General features: G+C 64.7%; 17 protein-coding genes. 3 read left to right on the top strand and 14 right to left on the bottom strand.

Annotated elements, in window-relative coordinates; all coding sequences use genetic code 11:
• Nucleotides 1-83 precede the first annotated feature (83 nt).
• The 3 genes from IU449_RS12095 to IU449_RS12085 form a co-directional block, all read right to left on the bottom strand.
• Nucleotides 84-998: an alpha/beta hydrolase gene (locus IU449_RS12095; protein WP_324188198.1), complete on the bottom strand. Its 915-nt coding sequence runs from the start codon at nucleotides 996-998 to the stop codon at nucleotides 84-86.
• Nucleotides 999-1,196: 198 nt separating this feature from the next.
• Nucleotides 1,197-2,030 (bottom strand): SDR family NAD(P)-dependent oxidoreductase, encoded by an 834-nt coding sequence (locus IU449_RS12090; RefSeq protein WP_195001891.1) that lies wholly within the window; start codon nucleotides 2,028-2,030, stop codon nucleotides 1,197-1,199.
• Complete coding sequence (locus tag IU449_RS12085) at nucleotides 2,027-3,658, bottom strand: flavin-containing monooxygenase (RefSeq protein ID WP_195001890.1); 1,632 nt, start codon at nucleotides 3,656-3,658, stop codon at nucleotides 2,027-2,029. The genes IU449_RS12090 and IU449_RS12085 overlap by 4 nt, the downstream gene beginning before the upstream one ends.
• A gap of 68 nt (nucleotides 3,659-3,726) precedes the next feature.
• On the opposite strand from IU449_RS12085, the gene IU449_RS12080 reads away from it, so the two are divergent.
• Nucleotides 3,727-4,422, top strand: coding sequence for a TetR/AcrR family transcriptional regulator (locus tag IU449_RS12080; protein WP_195001889.1), 696 nt, complete (start codon nucleotides 3,727-3,729; stop codon nucleotides 4,420-4,422).
• A 99-nt stretch (nucleotides 4,423-4,521) separates the two neighbouring features.
• Here IU449_RS12080 and IU449_RS12075 read toward each other — a convergent pair whose 3' ends face one another.
• From IU449_RS12075 to IU449_RS12025, 11 genes are all read right to left on the bottom strand, one after another.
• Entirely contained in the window at nucleotides 4,522-4,926 is a 405-nt protein-coding gene (locus tag IU449_RS12075) for a PaaI family thioesterase (RefSeq protein ID WP_195001888.1), read from the bottom strand.
• A 44-nt stretch (nucleotides 4,927-4,970) separates the two neighbouring features.
• Nucleotides 4,971-5,207 carry a DUF5652 family protein gene (locus tag IU449_RS12070; protein ID WP_195001887.1) on the bottom strand — a complete coding sequence of 79 codons (237 nt, stop codon included), beginning with the start codon at nucleotides 5,205-5,207 and terminating at the stop codon, nucleotides 4,971-4,973.
• A gap of 304 nt (nucleotides 5,208-5,511) precedes the next feature.
• Nucleotides 5,512-5,946 (bottom strand): hypothetical protein, encoded by a 435-nt coding sequence (locus tag IU449_RS12065; protein ID WP_195001886.1) that lies wholly within the window; start codon nucleotides 5,944-5,946, stop codon nucleotides 5,512-5,514.
• Entirely contained in the window at nucleotides 5,943-6,488 is a 546-nt protein-coding gene (locus IU449_RS12060) for a hypothetical protein (RefSeq protein ID WP_195001885.1), read from the bottom strand. The genes IU449_RS12065 and IU449_RS12060 overlap by 4 nt, the downstream gene beginning before the upstream one ends.
• A 100-nt stretch (nucleotides 6,489-6,588) precedes the next feature.
• Nucleotides 6,589-7,716, bottom strand: a complete 1,128-nt coding sequence (locus IU449_RS12055) for a hypothetical protein (protein ID WP_195001884.1) — start codon at nucleotides 7,714-7,716, stop codon at nucleotides 6,589-6,591.
• A gap of 409 nt (nucleotides 7,717-8,125) precedes the next feature.
• A complete protein-coding gene (locus tag IU449_RS12050) occupies nucleotides 8,126-10,177 on the bottom strand; it encodes an ATP-binding protein (protein ID WP_228803928.1) in 2,052 nt (683 codons plus the stop codon).
• 112 nt (nucleotides 10,178-10,289) lie between these two features.
• Nucleotides 10,290-10,535 carry a hypothetical protein gene (locus IU449_RS12045; protein WP_195001882.1) on the bottom strand — a complete coding sequence of 82 codons (246 nt, stop codon included), beginning with the start codon at nucleotides 10,533-10,535 and terminating at the stop codon, nucleotides 10,290-10,292.
• 124 nt (nucleotides 10,536-10,659) lie between these two features.
• Entirely contained in the window at nucleotides 10,660-12,042 is a 1,383-nt protein-coding gene (locus IU449_RS12040) for a hypothetical protein (RefSeq protein ID WP_195001881.1), read from the bottom strand.
• 54 nt (nucleotides 12,043-12,096) lie between these two features.
• Nucleotides 12,097-12,630 carry a hypothetical protein gene (locus IU449_RS12035; RefSeq protein WP_195001880.1) on the bottom strand — a complete coding sequence of 178 codons (534 nt, stop codon included), beginning with the start codon at nucleotides 12,628-12,630 and terminating at the stop codon, nucleotides 12,097-12,099.
• A gap of 213 nt (nucleotides 12,631-12,843) precedes the next feature.
• On the bottom strand, nucleotides 12,844-13,680 hold the full coding sequence (locus IU449_RS12030; RefSeq protein WP_195001879.1) for an NAD(P)-binding domain-containing protein: 837 nt from the start codon (nucleotides 13,678-13,680) through the stop codon (nucleotides 12,844-12,846).
• Nucleotides 13,677-15,098 carry a hypothetical protein gene (locus tag IU449_RS12025; protein WP_195001878.1) on the bottom strand — a complete coding sequence of 474 codons (1,422 nt, stop codon included), beginning with the start codon at nucleotides 15,096-15,098 and terminating at the stop codon, nucleotides 13,677-13,679. The genes IU449_RS12030 and IU449_RS12025 overlap by 4 nt, the downstream gene beginning before the upstream one ends.
• Nucleotides 15,099-15,399: 301 nt before the next feature.
• Between IU449_RS12025 and IU449_RS12020 the strand changes: the two genes are divergently transcribed.
• Both IU449_RS12020 and IU449_RS12015 read left to right on the top strand, forming a co-directional pair.
• A complete protein-coding gene (locus IU449_RS12020; RefSeq protein ID WP_228803926.1) occupies nucleotides 15,400-16,920 on the top strand; it encodes a cytochrome P450 in 1,521 nt (506 codons plus the stop codon).
• Between the two features lie 18 nt (nucleotides 16,921-16,938).
• Nucleotides 16,939-18,198, top strand: coding sequence for a cytochrome P450 family protein (locus IU449_RS12015; protein ID WP_195001877.1), 1,260 nt, complete (start codon nucleotides 16,939-16,941; stop codon nucleotides 18,196-18,198).
• Nucleotides 18,199-18,205 lie beyond the last annotated feature (7 nt).

Here is an 18,205-nt window from a genome sequence, read left to right as displayed (position 1 = left end):
CCTTCCACGTTAGTTAACTCGCAAGTAATCTACGACACCCCGCCGCGTGGTGTCTGTCCGGCCGCCGCGATCCGGCTCGACGATCAACCGAGGTCGCGTATGTCCACAGGTTGCAGTGCCGCCCGAAGGAACGCCGACAGTTCGCGCACAGCAGCCGCCGCGGGCGTGGTCAGCGAAGCCTGTAGCTGGGCGACATGCCACAGTCCGTTACTTTCGCTGAACCTTACGTTCACGCCGGCTTCACGCAGTGCCGACACCAACTGTACGCACTGCTTATACAGCAATTCACTGGTATCCGCTTGAACGTAGCTCGGCGGTAATCCGGCCATCGGGCCGTGCAGCGGTGCGTAGCCGATGGCTCGCGGATCGCCTGCGCCGAGGTAGTCGGTGGCGCACCGGTTCGACCACCATCGGTTCACCACCAGATCGCGGTCTGCTGTGCTGGGTCCGCCCGGATCCACCCACGGCGCGATCAGCCCGAGCGCGCCCGGCGCCACCCCGCGCTGGGCGATCAGGCGCTGCGCGGTCGCCAGGCTCAGCCCGCCGCCCGCCGAGTCACCGGCGACGGCGATCCGCTCCGGGGAGTACCCGGCGTCGAGGAGTTCGTCGAAGGCCGCCGTGGCGTCGTCGAGCGCGGCGGGGTAGGGGTGTTCGGGCGCGAGCCGGTAGTCGAGCTGGTAGACCGCCGCGCCGGTCTCGTGGGCCAGGCGCGCGGCCAGCGAGCGGTGGGTGGTCAGCGAACCGATGGTGTAGCCGCCGCCGTGCAGGTAGAGCACGGCGGTCTCCGGGGTCGACGTGCCCGCGGTCAGCCGTTCCGCCGGCCGGCCGCCCAGCCGCAGCGGCGTGACCGTGGTGTTCGCCGGCACGAACTGGACGCGCGCGACGACGTCACTGATCGCGCGCTGCGCGGTGAGGGGCATCCGGTGGTGCATCAGCACCCGGTACAGCGGGGTCAGCACCGCCCGCATGACGGGCAGCGGAATATCGAGGTCACGCACAGGTCTGGCTCCGTTCGCGGGGAGGTAGGAGGGTGATGTGCACGGGTTCGCCGATCTCGTGCGGCACGATGCGATGGTGTGCGCCCGACGCAGGGGAAGGGGCTCGGTGTGATGCGCGGGGCGGTCGCGGCGACGCCGGGCTCGGCGGTCGGGCCGAGCCCGGCGGTCGAGCGCGGGCGAGAGAAGCGGGCCGGTCGCTCAGGGCAGGAAGCGACCGGACACCAGGGCGGCGATGCGCTGATACCCGGAGGCGGTGACGCGCACGAACAGGTCGAGCAGCTTGGCCTCCCAGCCGATCAGCACTCGGCCCTCGCCACGGGCGACGCCGTTCAGGATGGTCTCGGCCGCCATCTCCGGAGTGTGGATCGCCAACTTCTTGTCGAACTGCGCGGCGGTGGCGTGCGGGTCGATGCCCTCGGCGTAGGTGGCGTTGCGGGCCACGGCGGTCTTGATGCCGCCCGGATGCACACAGGTCACCTTGACCGGCGACTTGGCGATGAGCATCTCCTGGCGCAGCGCCTCGGTGAACCCGCGCACCGCGAACTTAGCCGAGTTGTAGGCGGCCTGGCCGGGCACCGCGATCAGGCCGAACAGGCTCGACACATTGATCACGTGACCGTCGCCGGACTCGAGGAGCATCGGCAGGAACGCCTTGGTGCCGTTGACGACGCCCCAGAAGTCGACATCCATGACGCGTTCGATGTCTTTGAACTCGGTCCGGGTCACCTCGCCGTGGAAGGCGATGCCCGCGTTGTTGTAGATCTGATGCACCACACCGAAGTGCTCCTTCACCGCGTCGGCGTAGAGCAGGACGTTCTCGCGCTCGGTCACGTCCAGCCGATCCGATTTCACCTCCGCGCCGAGGGCCTGGCAGCGCTTCACGGTCTCGGCCAGTCCCTCGACATCGACATCGGAGAGCGCCAGCTTCGCGCCCTTGCTCGCCAGCGCCTCGGCCAGCGCGCGGCCGATGCCGGAGCCCGCGCCGGTGATGACACAGACCTTGTTGTGGAAGTAGGCGTCTTTGTTACTCATGGCTGGACAACTTTCGGATCGGCGGACGCGGCGACCGGCTCCGGCTTCGAAGCGGTGCTCGGCGTCGCGGTGGTGCTCTTCGGATCAGCGGCGCTCGTCAGGTAAGCCGTCATGTCGAAACGCCTGGTGATATCGCGGAAACGGAAGGTGAAATCGGGCCACAACGTGGTGTTGTTGCCGTGCTTGTCCAGATACCAGCTGGCGCAGCCGCCGGTGTTCCAGACCGAGGCGCCCAGCTTGCTCTGGAGCTGCCTGTTGTACTGGTCCTGCGCTTCCCGGCGCACCTCCACCGTGCGCAGCCCGAGCCGGTCGACGGTGGCCAGCGCGTCGGCGATGTAATTGATCTGCGATTCGATCATGTACACCATCGAGGTGTGGCCGAGCCCGACGTTCGGCCCGAGCAGGAAGAACATATTGGGGAAGTTGGCGATGGCCGAGCCCTTGTAGCCCTGCTGGCCGATGTCGTCGAAGACCTCGCTGAGCGTGCGCCCGTCCTTGCCCACGATGGTCTCGTAGGTGGGGGAGTCGGTGACGTGGAAGCCGGTCGCCACGATCAGGGCGTCGATCTCGCGCTCGGTGCCGTCGGCGGTGACGATCGAGTGCGGCCGGATCTCGGTGATGCCCTCGGTGATCACCTCGACATTGTCGCGGTCCAGCGCCGGGTAGTAGTCGTTGGAGATCAGCATGCGCTTGCAGCCGATGCGGTAGTTCGGGGTGACCTTGCGGCGCAGCTCCGGATCCCGGATCTCCATGCGCAGTTTGGCTTTCGACAGCAGTTCGAAGCCCTGCATCAGCGCGGGGAATTTGGCCAGGCCCACCACCTGGGTCTCGCGCGCCGCGTAGATCGCCGCGCGCGAGAGCCGCTGCGCACCGGGAATGTGCTTGAACGCCAGGCGTTCCGGCAGGGTGTAGGCGCGGTCGAAGCGCGGCAGCAACCACGGCGCGGTGCGCTGGTAGAGGTCCAGGTGCGCCACGCGCGGGGCGATGGAGGGCACGATCTGGATCGCCGAAGCGCCGGTGCCGATCACCGCGACCCGCTTGCCGTCGAGCACGGCGTCGTGGTTCCAGCGCGCGGAGTGGAAGATCTCGCCTTCGAAGCTGTTGATGCCCTTGATATCCGGCAGATTCGGCTCGCACAGCGCGCCGACCGCCGAGACCACGGTGTCGGCGGTGAAGTCGCCGCGGTTGGAGGTGATCTCCCACTGCGCGGTGGCCGCGTTCCAGCGCGCGCCGGTGACGTCGCAGTCGAACAGGTGCTTGTCGAGCACGTCGTACTTCTCGGCGACCGAGCGGATGTAGGACTGGATCTCGCCCTGCCGGGAGAACGAGCGCGACCAGTTCGGGTTGAGCGCGAAGGAATACGAGTACAGGTGCGAGGGCACGTCGCAGGCCGCGCCGGGGTAGGTGTTGTCGCGCCAGGTGCCGCCGACGTCGCTACCGCGCTCGAGGACCAGATAATCGGTCCGGCCCTGCTGCTTCAGCTTGATCGCCAGGCCGAGGCCGGCGAATCCGCTGCCGATGATGATCGTCTTCACATGCCGGGGCGTGCGCTGCCCGTCATCGACGGCAGTGTCTGTCACGACGGCATCGTCTGTCACGACCGCATTGTCTGTAACCTTGCGACTCATGTAATGCAGATTACGGCGCTACTGAGCGTGAGTCAACAGTATTGAGCGACGTTCAGTAAGATGATCTCGTGAGCGTGCAATCCGGCGAAAGGGCCAAAAGGATCCGGCTGAGCCCGGACGAAAGGCGTAGTCAACTGATCGCGCTGGGCGCGAAGATGCTCGGCGAACGCGCGATCGAGGAGATCTCGATCAGCGCCATCGCCGCCGAAGCCGGTATCTCCCGCGGCCTGCTCTTCCACTACTTCCCCACCAAGAGGGACTTCCAGCGGGCCGTCGTCGGCCACGCCAACGCCGAACTCCTGGCCCGCCTCACCCCCGACCGCACGCTGTCCATCCCCGAGATGCTGCGCGATTCCATCGCCCGCTATATCGACTACGTCTGCGAGAACCGCAGCTCGTACCTGGCCCTGTTGCGCGGCCCCACCAGCGTCGACCCCGAGCTCGGGCCGCTGGTCGACGCCACCCGAGACGCCGTCGTCGAACTCCTGCTGACCGAACTGCCGACCCCTGTCGCCGAAGAGAACCGCCCCCGTCTCCTGCTCGGCATCCGTGGCTGGATCGCCTTCGTCGAGGAAACCACCCTCACCTGGCTGCGCACCGAGCCCGTCCCCCGCGCCGATCTGCTCGACCTGCTGGTCGATTCGCTGACCGGCCTGGCGGGTTCGCTGGAACCCGCCCTCGCCGAGGCCCTGGGTGCGACGGACGGACAACGTGTCATGCAGTCGACCGGGCGATCGCATCACATGAGGGAACTCCTGGGCTGACGGCTGGATCGGTGAAATCCGCCTGACACTCCGCGATGGCCGCCTTGGCGCGTTCGAAGGTCTCGCTGCATGAGCCGGGATTCCGAAAGCGCCGCGCGCTCATTCGCGTGCTGGAGAGGGGAAGACGGCGAATGTGCCCAGGGCCTTGGCGACCAGGCGGCCCGCGTTGCGGATCTCCGACTCGAGGGCGATGACCCGTCGGCCTCGATTGATCACGCGGGACTCGCATTCGACCACGCCGTCGCGGACGGCGGCGAGGTAGACGATCTTGATCTCGATCGTGGCGCAGGATTCGCCTTCGGCGAGAACGCAATACACGGCCGCGCCCATGCCCTGATCGGCCATCGAGTACATCACCCCGCCGTGCAGCACGCCGTGTGGATTGAGATGCTTGGCCGCGACGGCGATCCGACAGACACTGCGTGCACCGGGTGGATCGAATTCGACCATATCCAGTCCGATGAGCGCGCCGAAGCCGCCGTCGAGATTCAGGTGTCCCGTCATAGCGCCGGGAGTTTACGCTGTACGGCCGTCCAGCATGTCGGCCGTCAGGCCCTGCGTGCCCGCCGCCGGCCGAACAGGAAGTACGCGAGCGGCACGGCGCCCACCGAGTTCACCAGCAGCACGGCCGTCGCCCACGCACGCTTGGAACCGCGGATCTCCGTCGCCGGGCGGCGCGCGAGGTCCACCAGCGCCGCGATCTTCAGAATTCCTTCGAGCACCGTCGTGACCACGATCAACCTGCGGCTACGAACGCTCAGGTCTTTCCATTTCCGCTTCGCCATGGTGATCTCTTTCCTCGAGCAGGTGCGATATCACCGCCATTCTCACCGATGCCCCTCCCAGAAGCCGGGATCGGCCCGCTGGAACGTTTCGGCGCCCGGTGTCGGCCCGCTCCGACGACGAGACCATCCGATCCATCCTTCCGCCGGCCCGAGCGACCCCGTGGCTCCGCGACTGGTACAGCACCCGGCGCACCGAGTTCCGCTGGATTGTCGAGGGCACCTGATACCGACCTGGTGATCAGCCTCAGCTCGCCGAGTTCGCGGGCGATCACGTCGATGGTTTTCGGCCAAACCCGCGATCCGGTCAGCACCAACCTCGGGTGAAGACCCGCACCGTGTCGGCGTCGAGGTGGTGGATGACGACCTGACGTCCGGTCGTACCGTCCCAGTCCGAGAAGTTCTCGTTGGTTTCGGCGCCCAGGGTGTCGGCCACGCCGCTGTCCTGCCAGTAGTGCTTCTGCCAGTTGCTCGGTACGCCCGCGGTGAATTCGCCGAGTCGCGATGCTGTGGTGAAGTCCGCGAGTTGAGCAGCCGGGAATTCGGCAACCACCTCCACGTGGGCCTCCCCGCTGAACTCTTGATCGCCGGTCTGGTAGACGATGTGGGCGCTCTCGGGGAAGTGGATGTTGCCGCATTCGGGCACGGCCGTGTCCTCTGGCGAGTTGCCGCAGCCGGCCAGCGCGAACACACCTGCCACGACCCAGGCCGGGATCGCGCGCACCCTTCCGGTGCGGTTCACAGGTTCCCGGACCAGGAGTAGTCGCCGAGAGCTTCGGTGTTGCCGCGGGCTTTGAAACTGCGCGCCCAGCCGGCTTCCTCCAACTGCCGCATGTCGTGGTTCAGTCCCTTCTTGACCGACAGTTCCACATCCATCGACGTCCAGTCGACAGTCTTGTCGAAGTCATACAGGTCGTAGGCATAGATTCGGTAGCGGATCTCTGCCTGGAGTGTTTCACCGGAGCGTTGTACCAGGGCGTCGGCACCGACTGCCACCGAGAAGGTTCCGAGTGCGAGGACGACATCGGAGTTGTCGGTGACCGTGATCGGTTCCCAGGGGTGTGTTATCTCCTGCGTGGTGCCGATCATGTCCGGATTGCGTTTCGCTTCCTGTTTGATCCAGTCCACATGGGCAGCCGCGGTGTCGATGACGACCTGCGTCTGCACGATCTGTTTCACATTTTCAGCGCTGATGATGTACTCGTAGTCGGGTCCGTGGTTGGCCAGATAGGCATCGAATATGTCGGCAGCGAACGTATATCCCTTCGTCTCGAAGTACAGCATCACCGCAGGAGCGGTCGAAGTGCTGATCAGGCCCGCTTCCGATCGGTTGAGAATGCTGCGATCGGATCCGAATTGGGGATGGCTGGACGGAATTGCGGGATCAGGTGGCGGACGCAATGGAGTCCTCCCACCAGGCGTTGCCGCCGTATCCGTAGCGCAACATTCCCATGTCGACGACCACCTTTTCCGGAATCTCGAAGTCGCTCGCGTTGAAGGTCGGTGCGGCCCGGCCGGGCGAATAGTTCAGCGCCGCAGCGATGCGATCGATGAGCGCGGTGATCGCGTCCTGCCGGGACAGTGCGGCGGTCTTCATGCTGTCGATCGCCGAAGTGACCACAGACCGCACCGACTCCGGCATGGGCTTGTCGATGAGTTGAGCCCACACTCCCAGCGGCAGTGTGAAGTTCACGGCGCTGATCGGTTGAGTGAGAGCAGATGCCACGCCGAGCGCCTGGTTGTAGGTCAGGCGCTCGAGTGCCGCGCCACCGTGTTCGATGATCTTCGCGACCGCATCGAGGTCGGTGCTGCGTGTTGCCACCGCCTGGCCCAGAGCGTTCGTTCCATTCTCGAAGGACTGGGCAGCATCGCCCGACCAACTGTTGCGTAGCCACCTGGTTCCGTTGATCAGGTTGTCCGAGGTGACGTAGTCGTTGATGCCGAGAAACCCGACGCGTTTCCCGATGGCCTGCAGCGCTTCCCAGTCCGCAACCAGCGGCGTCAAATAGTCTGCAGCGGGTTTCATGCCGATGCTCGCGCTCAGCGCCTCATCGAACTGATCGATGGCCTCTATGCTCGCGGTGATCACCTGCCGAACTGCGTAAGAAGCCTCCTCGACCCCGGGCAGGGCCGGTAGGTTCAACCCGGGAAAGCGTGTGGCGCTGTCGCCGGCATTGGTGACGACCGTGCCGGAGTCGCCGAAAGCGGACTGCGCGGAGGCCGATATCGCCTGCGCCGATGAACTATCGGTGGCCCGGTACCGAGTTGCCGCACCTGACAGGTCGGTGCCGAGGTTGTCGATGGTCGACCGGTCCTGTTGGTGCGCGGTCGTGAGCGTGTTCTGCAGGGACCCCAGCGCCGGTGCGAGTGCAGCCATCAGGCCCGAGGTTCCGGCGGGCAGTGTCAATCCGGGGACCAGGCGTGCGCCGTTGGTCGAAAATGTGGAACCCGCATCCTGGAGATCCAGTTGGAATCCGGCCAGTGTGGACAGGTCGACGGTGAATTCGGTCATGCCCGATCCGGTCTACACATTGGTGTGTGCTGAGCGCTCCCTGACCGGCCGACTGGTTCTTCGGTCGCGGTACCGACCGCGGTTCAGTGATTTCATGCCGGATAGATCTCCCCCGTCGAGCATCATGGATGCGATTCTAGGTGCGGGAGATGTTGAAGAACAAGCAGCCCGTCGATCTCGAATCCTGGGCAAACATCCCGATTGTTGTCCAAGGCGAAGGCAACGCGGCTGCGCGGGCGCAAGTTCTTGCATGACTACCGCCCGACGTCGCACGGGTACTCGCGGTGAGTATGCCGCCGCTACATCGGTAAGTGGATCGTGAGCCTCCGCCCCTGGGCAGTGGTACACACTGCGCTGGACGGGAAGCTCGGGTGAGGGAACATGAACGAGGACGCGATGCCGCCAGACGCTAACTCGACGGCAGCCCCAGCTTGTCGAAGAACGCACGATTGCGCTCGTTGGCGGCGTTCACGAGTCTGTCGAACGATATGACCTCGATGTATGTCTTCGACGGCGCGTTGAACCCGAAGTAGCCGAGACCGTCGGCCGTGCGCTGCAAGCCGACCAGTTCGCATCGGCTCACCATCGTCGGCGTCAGGTCAGCCACGATGTAGCAGAAGGCAGGCGGCTCCGGCGTAGGCGGGATCAGGCGCCCCGAAGCTGTCAGGACGCCGCCGCCGCGTACGCGCTTGACGTAGTCGATGCACTGAGCGATCGGGTCGTTGCCTTCCGAGGCATCGTTACGCATCGGTCTCTTGATCTCGACCACGACGATCGAGGCCAGCGGCAACTTCTCGCCCTCGGCTGCCAACACCGGAACATCGACGAGTCGCGTCGCGAGGATGTCGGGTTCCTTGGTCGACTCCGACCCGGTGATCGGCATGCTCCTGAGAGTCTTGTCCGAGGCCAGATAGTCGTGAAACGCCAGCCGTTCGTCGAGAATCCACAGGTTCGACGCATCGGTTCCGATCTCGTTCGAGTCGGTGCGCATCGGCATGAGCAACTGGTGAACGGCGTCCTCCCGCGAGTATCCGCCCTGATCGTTGACTCTGATGAGCTTGGTCAGGATGTCGAGGATGGTCCGCCGCCGAGCGACATACGCCGCGAGGTCGGACTGATTGATGTCATCGACGATATCGAGGTAGCGCCGCAGCCGTTCCTGATAGCCCTCCAGGTGAGCCGAACCCGCTTGCGTGAAGATCGCCTGGCCTTGTGCCAGTGCTTCGGTCTCCAGCTTCTGGAGGTTGCGGTGCAGCAGCAGCTCGAGGTCCGAGTCCTTGATCGACGGATCGACGGTCACCCCGAGCGCCTCGAGGCGAGAGAGAACCGGTCGATATCGCGGCGCCTTGTTGCTCACGAACTCATGGACCCGTGCCTTGCCCTCGTTGCGGGCAGCGGCAAGCGGGGTCGTCAAGAGTTTCTCCACCTGGCTCAGCACGCCGGCGCGGATGTCCTCGAGCGAAAGGTCGTTCTCCAGCGTCGGTCCGGCCGTCCGCTCGGCGATGTCGAATGCCGTGCGGTCGGAGCGGACATTCGCGTCCAGGTAGTCGGACGACAGGTAGCAGACGTAGGTGAACTCGGTGCCCGTCTCGTCCTTCAGCCGTCCGTAGAGCCCCGGGATCTTGCCGGTGAGATTCTCCTCGGCGACGACACGATTCGCGGCACACCAATACAGCCGTGGCATGAGATTGCGCGTCGACGACTTCAGGCAGAGGTTGACCATGTCGAACTTCCGGCCCCCGACGTCGAGGCTGGTCGTCGGCAGATCGGAGAAAATGAAGTCCTCCATCAGCTTGCTGAGGGAGATGATCTCGCTTTCCGCGTCGTCGACGATCGTGACTTCCGGCGGGCCGCCCGGCCGAAGAAAGTACCAGATGCAGTGCTCGAACACCTCGCGCGCGATCACGTCGATGGTCTTCGGCGCGTGGCGCTGGAAAGCGGCTTTGAAACCGTCCAGATGCACTGCGGCCCCGGTATCGCCGAAATCGTTCGGCGCCTCGATGTGCTCGACTTCCCGGTCCACAGAGAACCGGAAGTGTCGGGTGTGAAGTCCGCCCGACTCGTCCCGGTACGCACTGCGGATCGAAACCCTGTCGAATGCCTTCAGCCAGAGCAGACGGCCCACTCCGCGGCAACCCATCCCGGATTTGTAGTCGCTGTCCAGCGTCTCGAACGACTTCATGTTCTCCGGGGTGAAACCCAGGCCGTTGTCCTCGACGAGGAAGCCCGCGATCGGTCTCAGGGCCGTTCGGCCGGGACCGGAGAGGCCGAGGTCCAGCTCGGCTTCTCCACTCCGTTCGATGACGACTCGCAAGCGCCCCTGCCCGGCATCCTCGTCGAAACGCGCATCGATCGATTGGAGGCCGTTGACGACAGCCTCCAGCAGAGGTAGCAGTGAATGGCTCTTCGGGAGGCTGGTGTTCCGCACCCGACCTGCCAGCGAAGTGGTCAGCGCCATCATGCCCTCTCTCGATGCTTGGAGATTCCCACCCTAACGACACACTCCGACGTGCATCATCTCATCCGGCGCTGGTGCGCCGGCTGTCGTCCGAGGCGAAGGCCCCAAGAGCCGGTCAGCACCAACCTCGGGTGAAGACCCGCACCGTGTCGGCGTCGAGGTGGTGGACGACGACCTGACGTCCGGTCGTTCCGTCCCAGTCGGAGAAGTTCTCGTTGGTTTCGGCGCTCAGGGAGTCCGCTATGCCGCTGTCCTGCCAATAGTGCTTCTGCCAGTTGCTCGGTACGCCCGCGGTGAATTCGCCGAGTCGCGATGCTGTGGTGAAGTCCGCGAGTTGGGTGGCCGGAAATTCGGCAACCACCTCGACGTGTGTCCCCTCTCCCGTCCGAGCCGAACGAGCCTGTGTCTTTCATGTGGGCCGAAGCTGCATCGTCGCCGGTCGATGGCGCGGGCTCGCCGACGATGGTGGCGGTTCGAGCCGAAGGCTATCGGCCGCGATCCGGCCCTCGATCGATTCCTCGTTCCCGGTCGCGTTCGGCTGCTCGATGCCGTCCTCGGCTCAATGATTGCCGATGGCCCACATCACGTCGCACCGCCTCGGTGGCCGGTTCGAAAGTGCTGACCTCCAGCACCTCTCGCATCAAGACCTGGTCCACCGCCAAACCGCGGTCGACATCGTGCACCATCCGGGCCAAGCGCCGCTCCGGTGCATCGTGTTCGACTTCGACGGCGGGCATTCCGGACCGCTGGTAGGTGTGAGTCTTGTTCGGTGAGTTGTATCCGGCTTCGTGACCGTCGCGCACGGCACGGAACCGTTCCAGGTCCAGGCCCGCGACCTTCTCCGGCGTGATCAGCAACCGCTCGGCCTGCCGACGAGCCTGGTCGATCGCGATTTCCCGCTCGGCTCCTTCTCGGCCGTGGTAGCGCTGTTCCATGGACCGCACGTACTCGACGCCCAATCGGTGCACCCGTGTGTTGTGCTGGTCGGCGATCTCCCGCCAGTGCCCACGCTCGACCTCGCGTCCGATCTGTTCGAGACCGCGAACCACATCCTGACGCCGCTGCTCGCGCTGCTCTTCTTTCAGCTGTTCCAGCGTGCGCATCGGAGTGTCGCTCAGTTGCAGGCCCAGCGATTGCAGGAGAGCGCGCTCGTTCCGGCGCTCGGCCTCTCTGATGTTCTCGAGCCTCCTGGTCAACCGCTCATGCTGCTTCTCCAAGGTCCCCGGGTCGAGCGGCTTTCCGTTTTCGGCGCGCTCGGCAATCCCGCGCAGCTGCTTTTGCACTTGCTCGCGGTGCTGCTCACGCTGATTCGCCAGGGACTTGCCCGCCGCGAGCGCCTTCGTGAACGCTTTCTGCCGCCCAGGATCCTTGCGCTCCCGAACCTGCTCCCGTGCCTGCCTGCCGACACCCGGCAGTTCGAGTTGCTGACCTCGTTCCAGTTGCAGTCCGAGCGCCCATATCTCGCGAGCCTCAGCCCTCGATACAATCCGGTGGGTGAACTGTTTCGGGAAGTCTCGTTGAAGTCCCTCGATCAGTTCGCGAACCTCTTTCGACACGTGTTCGCCCTCGACCGAACGTAGCACGTGATAGTGGTTCCCATTGTTCTCGAGAAGGACTCGCACGGCGTGTAGCTGCTTCTCGTCCTTCTTGCCCTCCAATCGGCCGGACTTTTCTTCGATCGACCGTATGCAGCCGTGCGCCTTCTTGAACTTATCGAAACGAACCGCACCTGCGTGAGTATTCAGTATCCCCGACTGCTTGATATATCCATTTGCGCTGTCTCGGAAAAACAGGTCCGCGCCGTTCTCGAAAACTCTTCCACGCGTGTTGTTGTCAGTGCTTCTGCGATCCCTGTCGTATCCGTCCATGGCTGCGCCAACCCCCGAATGATGGAACGGTGGTGAAGGGTTTATATGGAACTATCAATCGGTGTCGATGCTGTTTCGCTCCTCTTCGCGGTATCGGGCGTAATCCCGAACCGTCGCGGATATCTCGGAGAACATCCCCTCGTACCGTTCGGGGGCATAACCGATCATGCTGTCCATCAGATACCAGGCGGTAATTTCGTCTTCGTCCGCTGTGTCGAACCGAAGCGCTGGATTGACGTGATCGTAAAAGGAGTGCTCGCGACCGAACCACTCGTATTCGATCCATGTCGCGCCCGCGAATCTGATGAAGCATTCGCCGATGAAGCAGATGAAGGCATCCGCCATGTCTGCATTCTCCGGAGCCATAGCGGTAGCCATGTCCGGGAAGAGGTCGGCGACGATGGGGTTCAGTCGCCTCACTTCCGCCGAGTCCTCCGGCCATGGCTCCGACGGAATCTCGCTGATCCCCGCGTGCTCCAGGAACTTGCGGACCTGTGCCTCGCGGCGATCAGGATCCACCCACTTCCCCCACTCGGTGCGTTCGACGGGAACACCGAGATCCATGATCAACTGATCGTCGTTGCTCATACCCTTCCTTCCGCTGGTCCGAACCTCGGCTCGAATTCGAGGTCGAACTGTTTATCGGTCCCCACGATTCCCCTTCGGTCGGTTGCCATTGAATTCACCTCATTGCCCCCTCTGACGGTTCCGGAACGTATGTCGTGTCACCGTCTGCGAACCCGCTCGTGAAGTGTGAACCGCAGTCGGCGGCCTGTCTTGCTTGCGTGAGTGTTCAGTCATTTACAACTTCTGCTTGAGTAGCTGCAACGCTTCTTCAGGTGTGATGGACCACTGGTCCTTCGCGGCTGCTAGTCGGTGGTACAACTCTCCACTGGCATCGGCCAGCTGAGTTGGAATCCCCGACTCCTCGAGAGTTTCTGCTATGTCGCCCATTTCCGCTTCCCATCGCCAAGCTCGGGCGGCCACGCTGGACAGATACGCGCGGTCGGTGAGTGCGTCGGCTCCGAACTGCTCGGCTTCGTGGATGAGCGTCGAGGTGATGCCGTGCTCGTCGGCGAGGGCATGGGCTATTGCCACAAGCAGTCTGTTGGTACGCAGATAGGATGCGAGAGCCATCTTCAATGCGCTTGCAGCGCCGATGCTTTCAGACAGTTCTGTCGCGAGGAAGTCGCAGTGAGTTAACAGGTCGCGGACCGGTGCAGTGACTTCGGCGCCGCCGGCGAGATAGATCCTTGGCGAAGTGTCGCCGCGTGGTGGTGGGCCACTGATCACAGCGTCGATCACCTCTGTGCCGCGCGGGTCCAACAACTCGTGGATGCGCTGCATCCGCCTCGGGCTCGTGGCATTGGCGTCGACGTAGACGCCGTTGTAGCCGTGGTCGGCGACGAGTTCGGCGACACTCTCGGCTGCGGAGGCAGGAACGATCGACAGCACCAGCTCGGCATCGGAAAGCAGTCCAGAGAGGCTTTCGGCGGGCTGCAACATCGCGTCGGATGCGCGGTCTCTTGTCGCAGGACTGCGTCCCTCGGGATTCCAAAGGACGGTGTGCCCGTGAGCGACAAGACGGGCTGCGACAGCGGCACCCATCTGGCCTGGATGGAGGAGTCCGATGATCATTGGCGCATCTCCTCATCGGGTAGAGCAGGTGGTATGCGGATGGGTGCACAGCTGATGCGTTCGCGCATGGTCGTCGCCAGTGCAGAAGTTTGGTAGTGGGGTCGCTCGAGAGCGGCGCCGAGTTGTTGTAGGCGTCGAGCCACGGCTTCGGTGCGGCGTCTTCCACCGGCTTCGAGGACCAGTTCTACTTGCTCGGCGGCACTGTCCAGATCGCGCTGAGCCAGGCGGGTAACCGCCAAGTCGAGCCGGGCAAGCGACATTTCACCGATGCGCCGATCCTCGGGTGCGTCGGCTTCGTAGAGTGCAACTGCATGGCCGGCCAGCCGCTCTGCTTCGGCGAGGTTGATGCGGTCGCCGAGCCACAGATGCGCTGCGCCAGCGTAGAACTGCTGCTTGGCCATCGGGAACGCCATCATCCCTCCCGGATCGTCGGGCGCGGCGACTTGTTCACGGGCTTGCTCGGCGCGTTGTAGAGCATCGGCCGTGCCACCGAAGTCCCGCAGACGTGCTCGGGCACGTGCTTCGATGCATGCGAGCCGGACGCGTGCGGTGCCGTTTTCCGGCACGTACCGCCAGCCGTCGACGGCAAGATCGGCTGCGGCTTTGGGGCGGTCGTCCCAGTAGGCGATGAGGGCCTGCGTGCCGCGGATCCATGCGCGCATCGCGTTGTGGCCGGCCAGTTCCGCCGACAGGAAAGCGGTCCTGGCCTGGGTCTCGGCGGCGGCGAAGTTGCCCAGGTCGAACGACGCGTTCGCCAACACACCACACAGTGCGGCGCTCATCAGATACAGCTCGCGAGTCTGGCCGGGTAGCTGCCTACCCTCCAGCAGTTCGAAGACCCGGTTACGTAGGGCGAGGACCTCGACGAAGAGTGGATATACCGGCCTGTTCGGGTACACGCTGACGATGCGACGCAAATCGGCGCGGAGCTGATCGAGTGTGTGTGGTCCCACGTTCGTCTGCTCGGCGAACTGGCCGAATCGTGCAGATTCGGCTGCTGCCATGGATAGTGCCTCCTCGATCGTGTCTTGGGAAATCGGTGGTTCTGGTGCTGCATGTCGATCCGTGAAATAGGCGCGATGCAGCGAAAGCGTAGGTACACCGGGTGCAGAGTGCAGGACTGCTCTCCCGGCTGGCAGTGCGTGCCTTTCCTGCGTGATCGGGGCGGCGAACAATGTGTCGGCTGTTTCACCGGAGTACATCTTCTCGAGCACCCGGCAGGCTGCGGGGTGCGGCAGTTGCACCATCTCTCCGCTGATCCATCGCATCGCCTGACGATGTGAGATGGAGGCCGCACCTGAGGTGTGCTGGGCGATCGTCGCCGCGGTCTGGTTGAAGGCGCGGACGAATTCGCCGATCGTCAACCGTTGAGCCAGGAGCAGTTCTTCCAAGCGTGTACGAGCGATTCGATCGGCCACCCCACCACCTTCTCCCTTATGGCACTGACGCCGGACTCGGTGCAACGCGAACTCAGGCTACGTCGGTTCGGTCATGCGCGGGGTCGACGCGACAGGCGAATGTCATTGGAATGTCAGTGGAATGACACCCCCGCGTCTGTGGGCGCCAGCACATGATCAGACGCATCAACACGTGAATCTCGGCAGATCCGAAGAGCTCCAGTCCACGTGTCTGCCGAGATCGATTTCGTTGACCAGCGCTTCCGGCCAAGCCGCAAGCTGCATCTCACTTCCGCTACTTCAGGACATTCAGGGGGAATCGTTGTCCGAACTCGCAAGCACATCCGTCGTCGTGATCGGCATGGTGGTCGGTCTGGCGGTGGTCATCTACGTCATGCCCTGGCTCATCCACCATGAGCCGCGCCGGGGTGTTCGTGTCCCCCGTCCACCAGTCCGCATGGCGGCGGTGAGCACGACCGTCGACGGGTTCTCGAACGCCATCGCAACGGTGTGTCCGCGCCCGCCCACGTTGATCTGTCCACGACATGAGGATTGGAGTTCCCGCCCGTTCACGGCACTGTCCAGCGCCTTCGTGCCTGCCCCGCCCAGTGCTGGGCTGGCAAGACGCGGGACACCGCTCGACCCACCCGACGGCCTCCGCGTCGCGATCTACACCGATCAGTTCGCCGCCGACCCGCAGGCCGCCTACGCCCACATGCGCGAGCGGTTCGGTTCGCTGGTGCCGATCTGGCTGGCCCCTGGCGTCCCGGCAACCCTGGTGATCGGCTACTGGACCGCCCTGAGAATCCTGCACGATCCCGAGCATTTCCCGGCCGATCCACGGGCCTGGGAGGGGGACATCCCCTCGGGCTGCCCGGTCCGTCCGATGATGCAGTGGCGCCCGAACGCATTGCGCAGCAGTGGCTTCGAGCATGCCCGCTACCGTTCGGCCACCGTGAATGCATTGGCTCGGGTGGATCTGCACAGGACTCGCCGAGTGGTCGAGCGGATCGCGGTGGCGCTGGTCGATGAATTCTGCCGTCTAGGCCGGGCTGATCTGCTCCGGAACTTCGCGTCCCCATTGGTGTTCGAGGTGATCGGAGAGCTCATCGGCTGCGATCCCGATGTCAGCGTCCGGGCCGCGAGGGGGATGGCGATGATCTTCGACACCGCCGATGCGGCTGCTGGCAACGAGCTGATGGTGGCCGCGCTGGCCGAGCTCGTCCGTCGCAAGCGTGCCCGTCCGGGGGAGGACATCACCTCCTGGCTGCTGGCCGATCCCACCGGTCTGTCCGACGAGGAGACCATCCACCAGCTGGTCACCCTTTACGGTGCCGCGAGCGAGCCGCTGACCAATCTGATCGTGAACACCTTGTCGTGGATGCTGACCCATCCGGACTTCGGCGGTGAGGTCGTGGGCGGGGGTTTGTCGACGCGTGACGCGCTGACGCATGTGTTGTTCCGTGACCCGCCGATCGCGAATTTCTGCATGAGCTATCCGCGTCAGACGCAGCTTGTGGACGGTATGTGGGTGCCGGCGCATCGGCCGGTGGTGATCAGCCTGGCCGCGTGCAACAACGATCCGGCCGTGGTGGGCGGCAATATCCGCGGCAACGAGTCGCACCTGGGCCTGGGGGCCGGACCGCACCGCTGTCCCGCGCGGATGTTGGCCGAATTGATCGCGGGGGAGGCGATCGATCAGCTCCTCGACGCTCTGCCCGAGATGGTGCTCGCCAGACCTTATGAGCGGTTGCGGTGGCGGCCGGGGCCGTTCCATCGGGCGCTCGAGGAACTGCCTGTCGTCTTCACCCCCGTTGCGCCGCTGACCGTGCCCATCCGCTGACCGCAAAGGCGAATTCCGATGACTCTTCATCCTGTCCCCGCTCCGATCGCGCTCGATGTCACCGGCTCCGATATTCCGGGTGAGGCCGCCCGGCTCCGTGAACAGGGGCGGCTGGTCCCGGTACTACTGCCCGGCGGGGTACGCGCCTGGGCGGTGACCGATGCCGAACTGCTGCGCGAACTGTTCGTCGACTGGCGGGTGTCCAAGGACGCCGCCCAGCACTGGCCGGCCTATATCGCCGGGGAGATCCCGCCGGACTGGCCGCTGATCTCGTGGGTGTCGGTGCGCAACATGTTCACCGCCTACGGCAAAGACCATCAGCGGTTGCGCAAACTCGTCGGGCCCGCGTTCACCGCGCGCCGCGTCGCGGAGTTGCGGCCGCGGATCAGGCAGATTGTCACCGAACTGCTCGACGGGCTGGCCGCGCGGGCGGACGGGGTGGTGGATATGCGGGAGGAGTTCGCCGCGCAGGTGCCGCTGCGGGTGATCACCGCGCTGATGGGCGTCCCGGACGATCTGCGGGCCGGGCTGCGGCTGTGTGTCGAGGAGATATCCACCGCTCCGGAGCGTGATCCACAGGCCACGCTCGCCGAGATGGTGAGCATCCTGACCGAACTGGTGGCTCGCCGCCGCGCCGAGCCGGGGCCCGACATGACCAGCCTGCTCGTCAGCCGCCGCGACCACGACGACCGGCTCACCGAACAGGAACTCGTCCACACGCTGCTGTTGGTGATCAGCGCCGGATACGAGACCACGGTCAACCTGCTCGACCAGGCCGTCTATCAGCTGCTGACCCGGCCCGAACTGCTGGCACAGTTGCGCGTCGGCGCCTTCACCTGGTCGCACCTGATCGAGGAGACCCTGCGTCACACGCCGCCGGTGGCGAACCTGCCCTTGCGCTACGCACTCGTCGACATCGACGTGGCGGGCACGCGGATCAAGGCCGGGGAGGCCATCCTCGCCTGCTTCGCCGCCGCCAATCGCGACCCGAATCTGTGTGGACCCGCCGCCGACGAGTTCGACCCGGCCCGGCCGATCAAAGAGCATCTGTCCTTCGGCTACGGGCCGCATTACTGCCTCGGCGCGCCCTTGGCTCGCATGGAGGCCGTGATCGCGCTGCCTGCCCTGTTCGGGCGATTCCCGGCGATGACGCTCGCGGTCGCGCCGGAGGCGGTGAAACCGTTGGCGAGCTTCATCTCTCACGGCCATCAGCGGTTGCCGGTGCTGCTTGACGGGCAGCTCGGCGCGGACCGCGCGGCCGGGAAGTCCGGCCGATGAGCACGCC

This window comes from Nocardia higoensis (assembly GCF_015477835.1).
GTDB classification, from domain to species: domain Bacteria; phylum Actinomycetota; class Actinomycetes; order Mycobacteriales; family Mycobacteriaceae; genus Nocardia; species Nocardia higoensis_A.
The sequence above is the reverse complement of the archived record's forward strand: the minus strand, read 5'-3'. Positions and strand labels throughout refer to the sequence as shown.

What these genes read in the sequence shown, in the direction of transcription:
- IU449_RS12090 (WP_195001891.1), bottom strand. Translation starts at nt 2,030, where the DNA reads ATGAGTAACAAAGACGCCTACTTCCACAACAAGGTCTGTGTCATCACC.
- IU449_RS12085 (WP_195001890.1), bottom strand. Translation starts at nt 3,658, where the DNA reads ATGAGTCGCAAGGTTACAGACAATGCGGTCGTGACAGACGATGCCGTC.
- IU449_RS12075 (WP_195001888.1), bottom strand. Translation starts at nt 4,926, where the DNA reads ATGACGGGACACCTGAATCTCGACGGCGGCTTCGGCGCGCTCATCGGA.
- IU449_RS12070 (WP_195001887.1), bottom strand. Translation starts at nt 5,207, where the DNA reads ATGGCGAAGCGGAAATGGAAAGACCTGAGCGTTCGTAGCCGCAGGTTG.
- IU449_RS12060 (WP_195001885.1), bottom strand. Translation starts at nt 6,488, where the DNA reads ATGCTGTACTTCGAGACGAAGGGATATACGTTCGCTGCCGACATATTC.
- IU449_RS12055 (WP_195001884.1), bottom strand. Translation starts at nt 7,716, where the DNA reads ATGACCGAATTCACCGTCGACCTGTCCACACTGGCCGGATTCCAACTG.
- IU449_RS12050 (WP_228803928.1), bottom strand. Translation starts at nt 10,177, where the DNA reads ATGATGGCGCTGACCACTTCGCTGGCAGGTCGGGTGCGGAACACCAGC.
- IU449_RS12040 (WP_195001881.1), bottom strand. Translation starts at nt 12,042, where the DNA reads ATGGACGGATACGACAGGGATCGCAGAAGCACTGACAACAACACGCGT.
- IU449_RS12035 (WP_195001880.1), bottom strand. Translation starts at nt 12,630, where the DNA reads ATGAGCAACGACGATCAGTTGATCATGGATCTCGGTGTTCCCGTCGAA.
- IU449_RS12030 (WP_195001879.1), bottom strand. Translation starts at nt 13,680, where the DNA reads ATGATCATCGGACTCCTCCATCCAGGCCAGATGGGTGCCGCTGTCGCA.
- IU449_RS12015 (WP_195001877.1), top strand. Translation starts at nt 16,939, where the DNA reads ATGACTCTTCATCCTGTCCCCGCTCCGATCGCGCTCGATGTCACCGGC.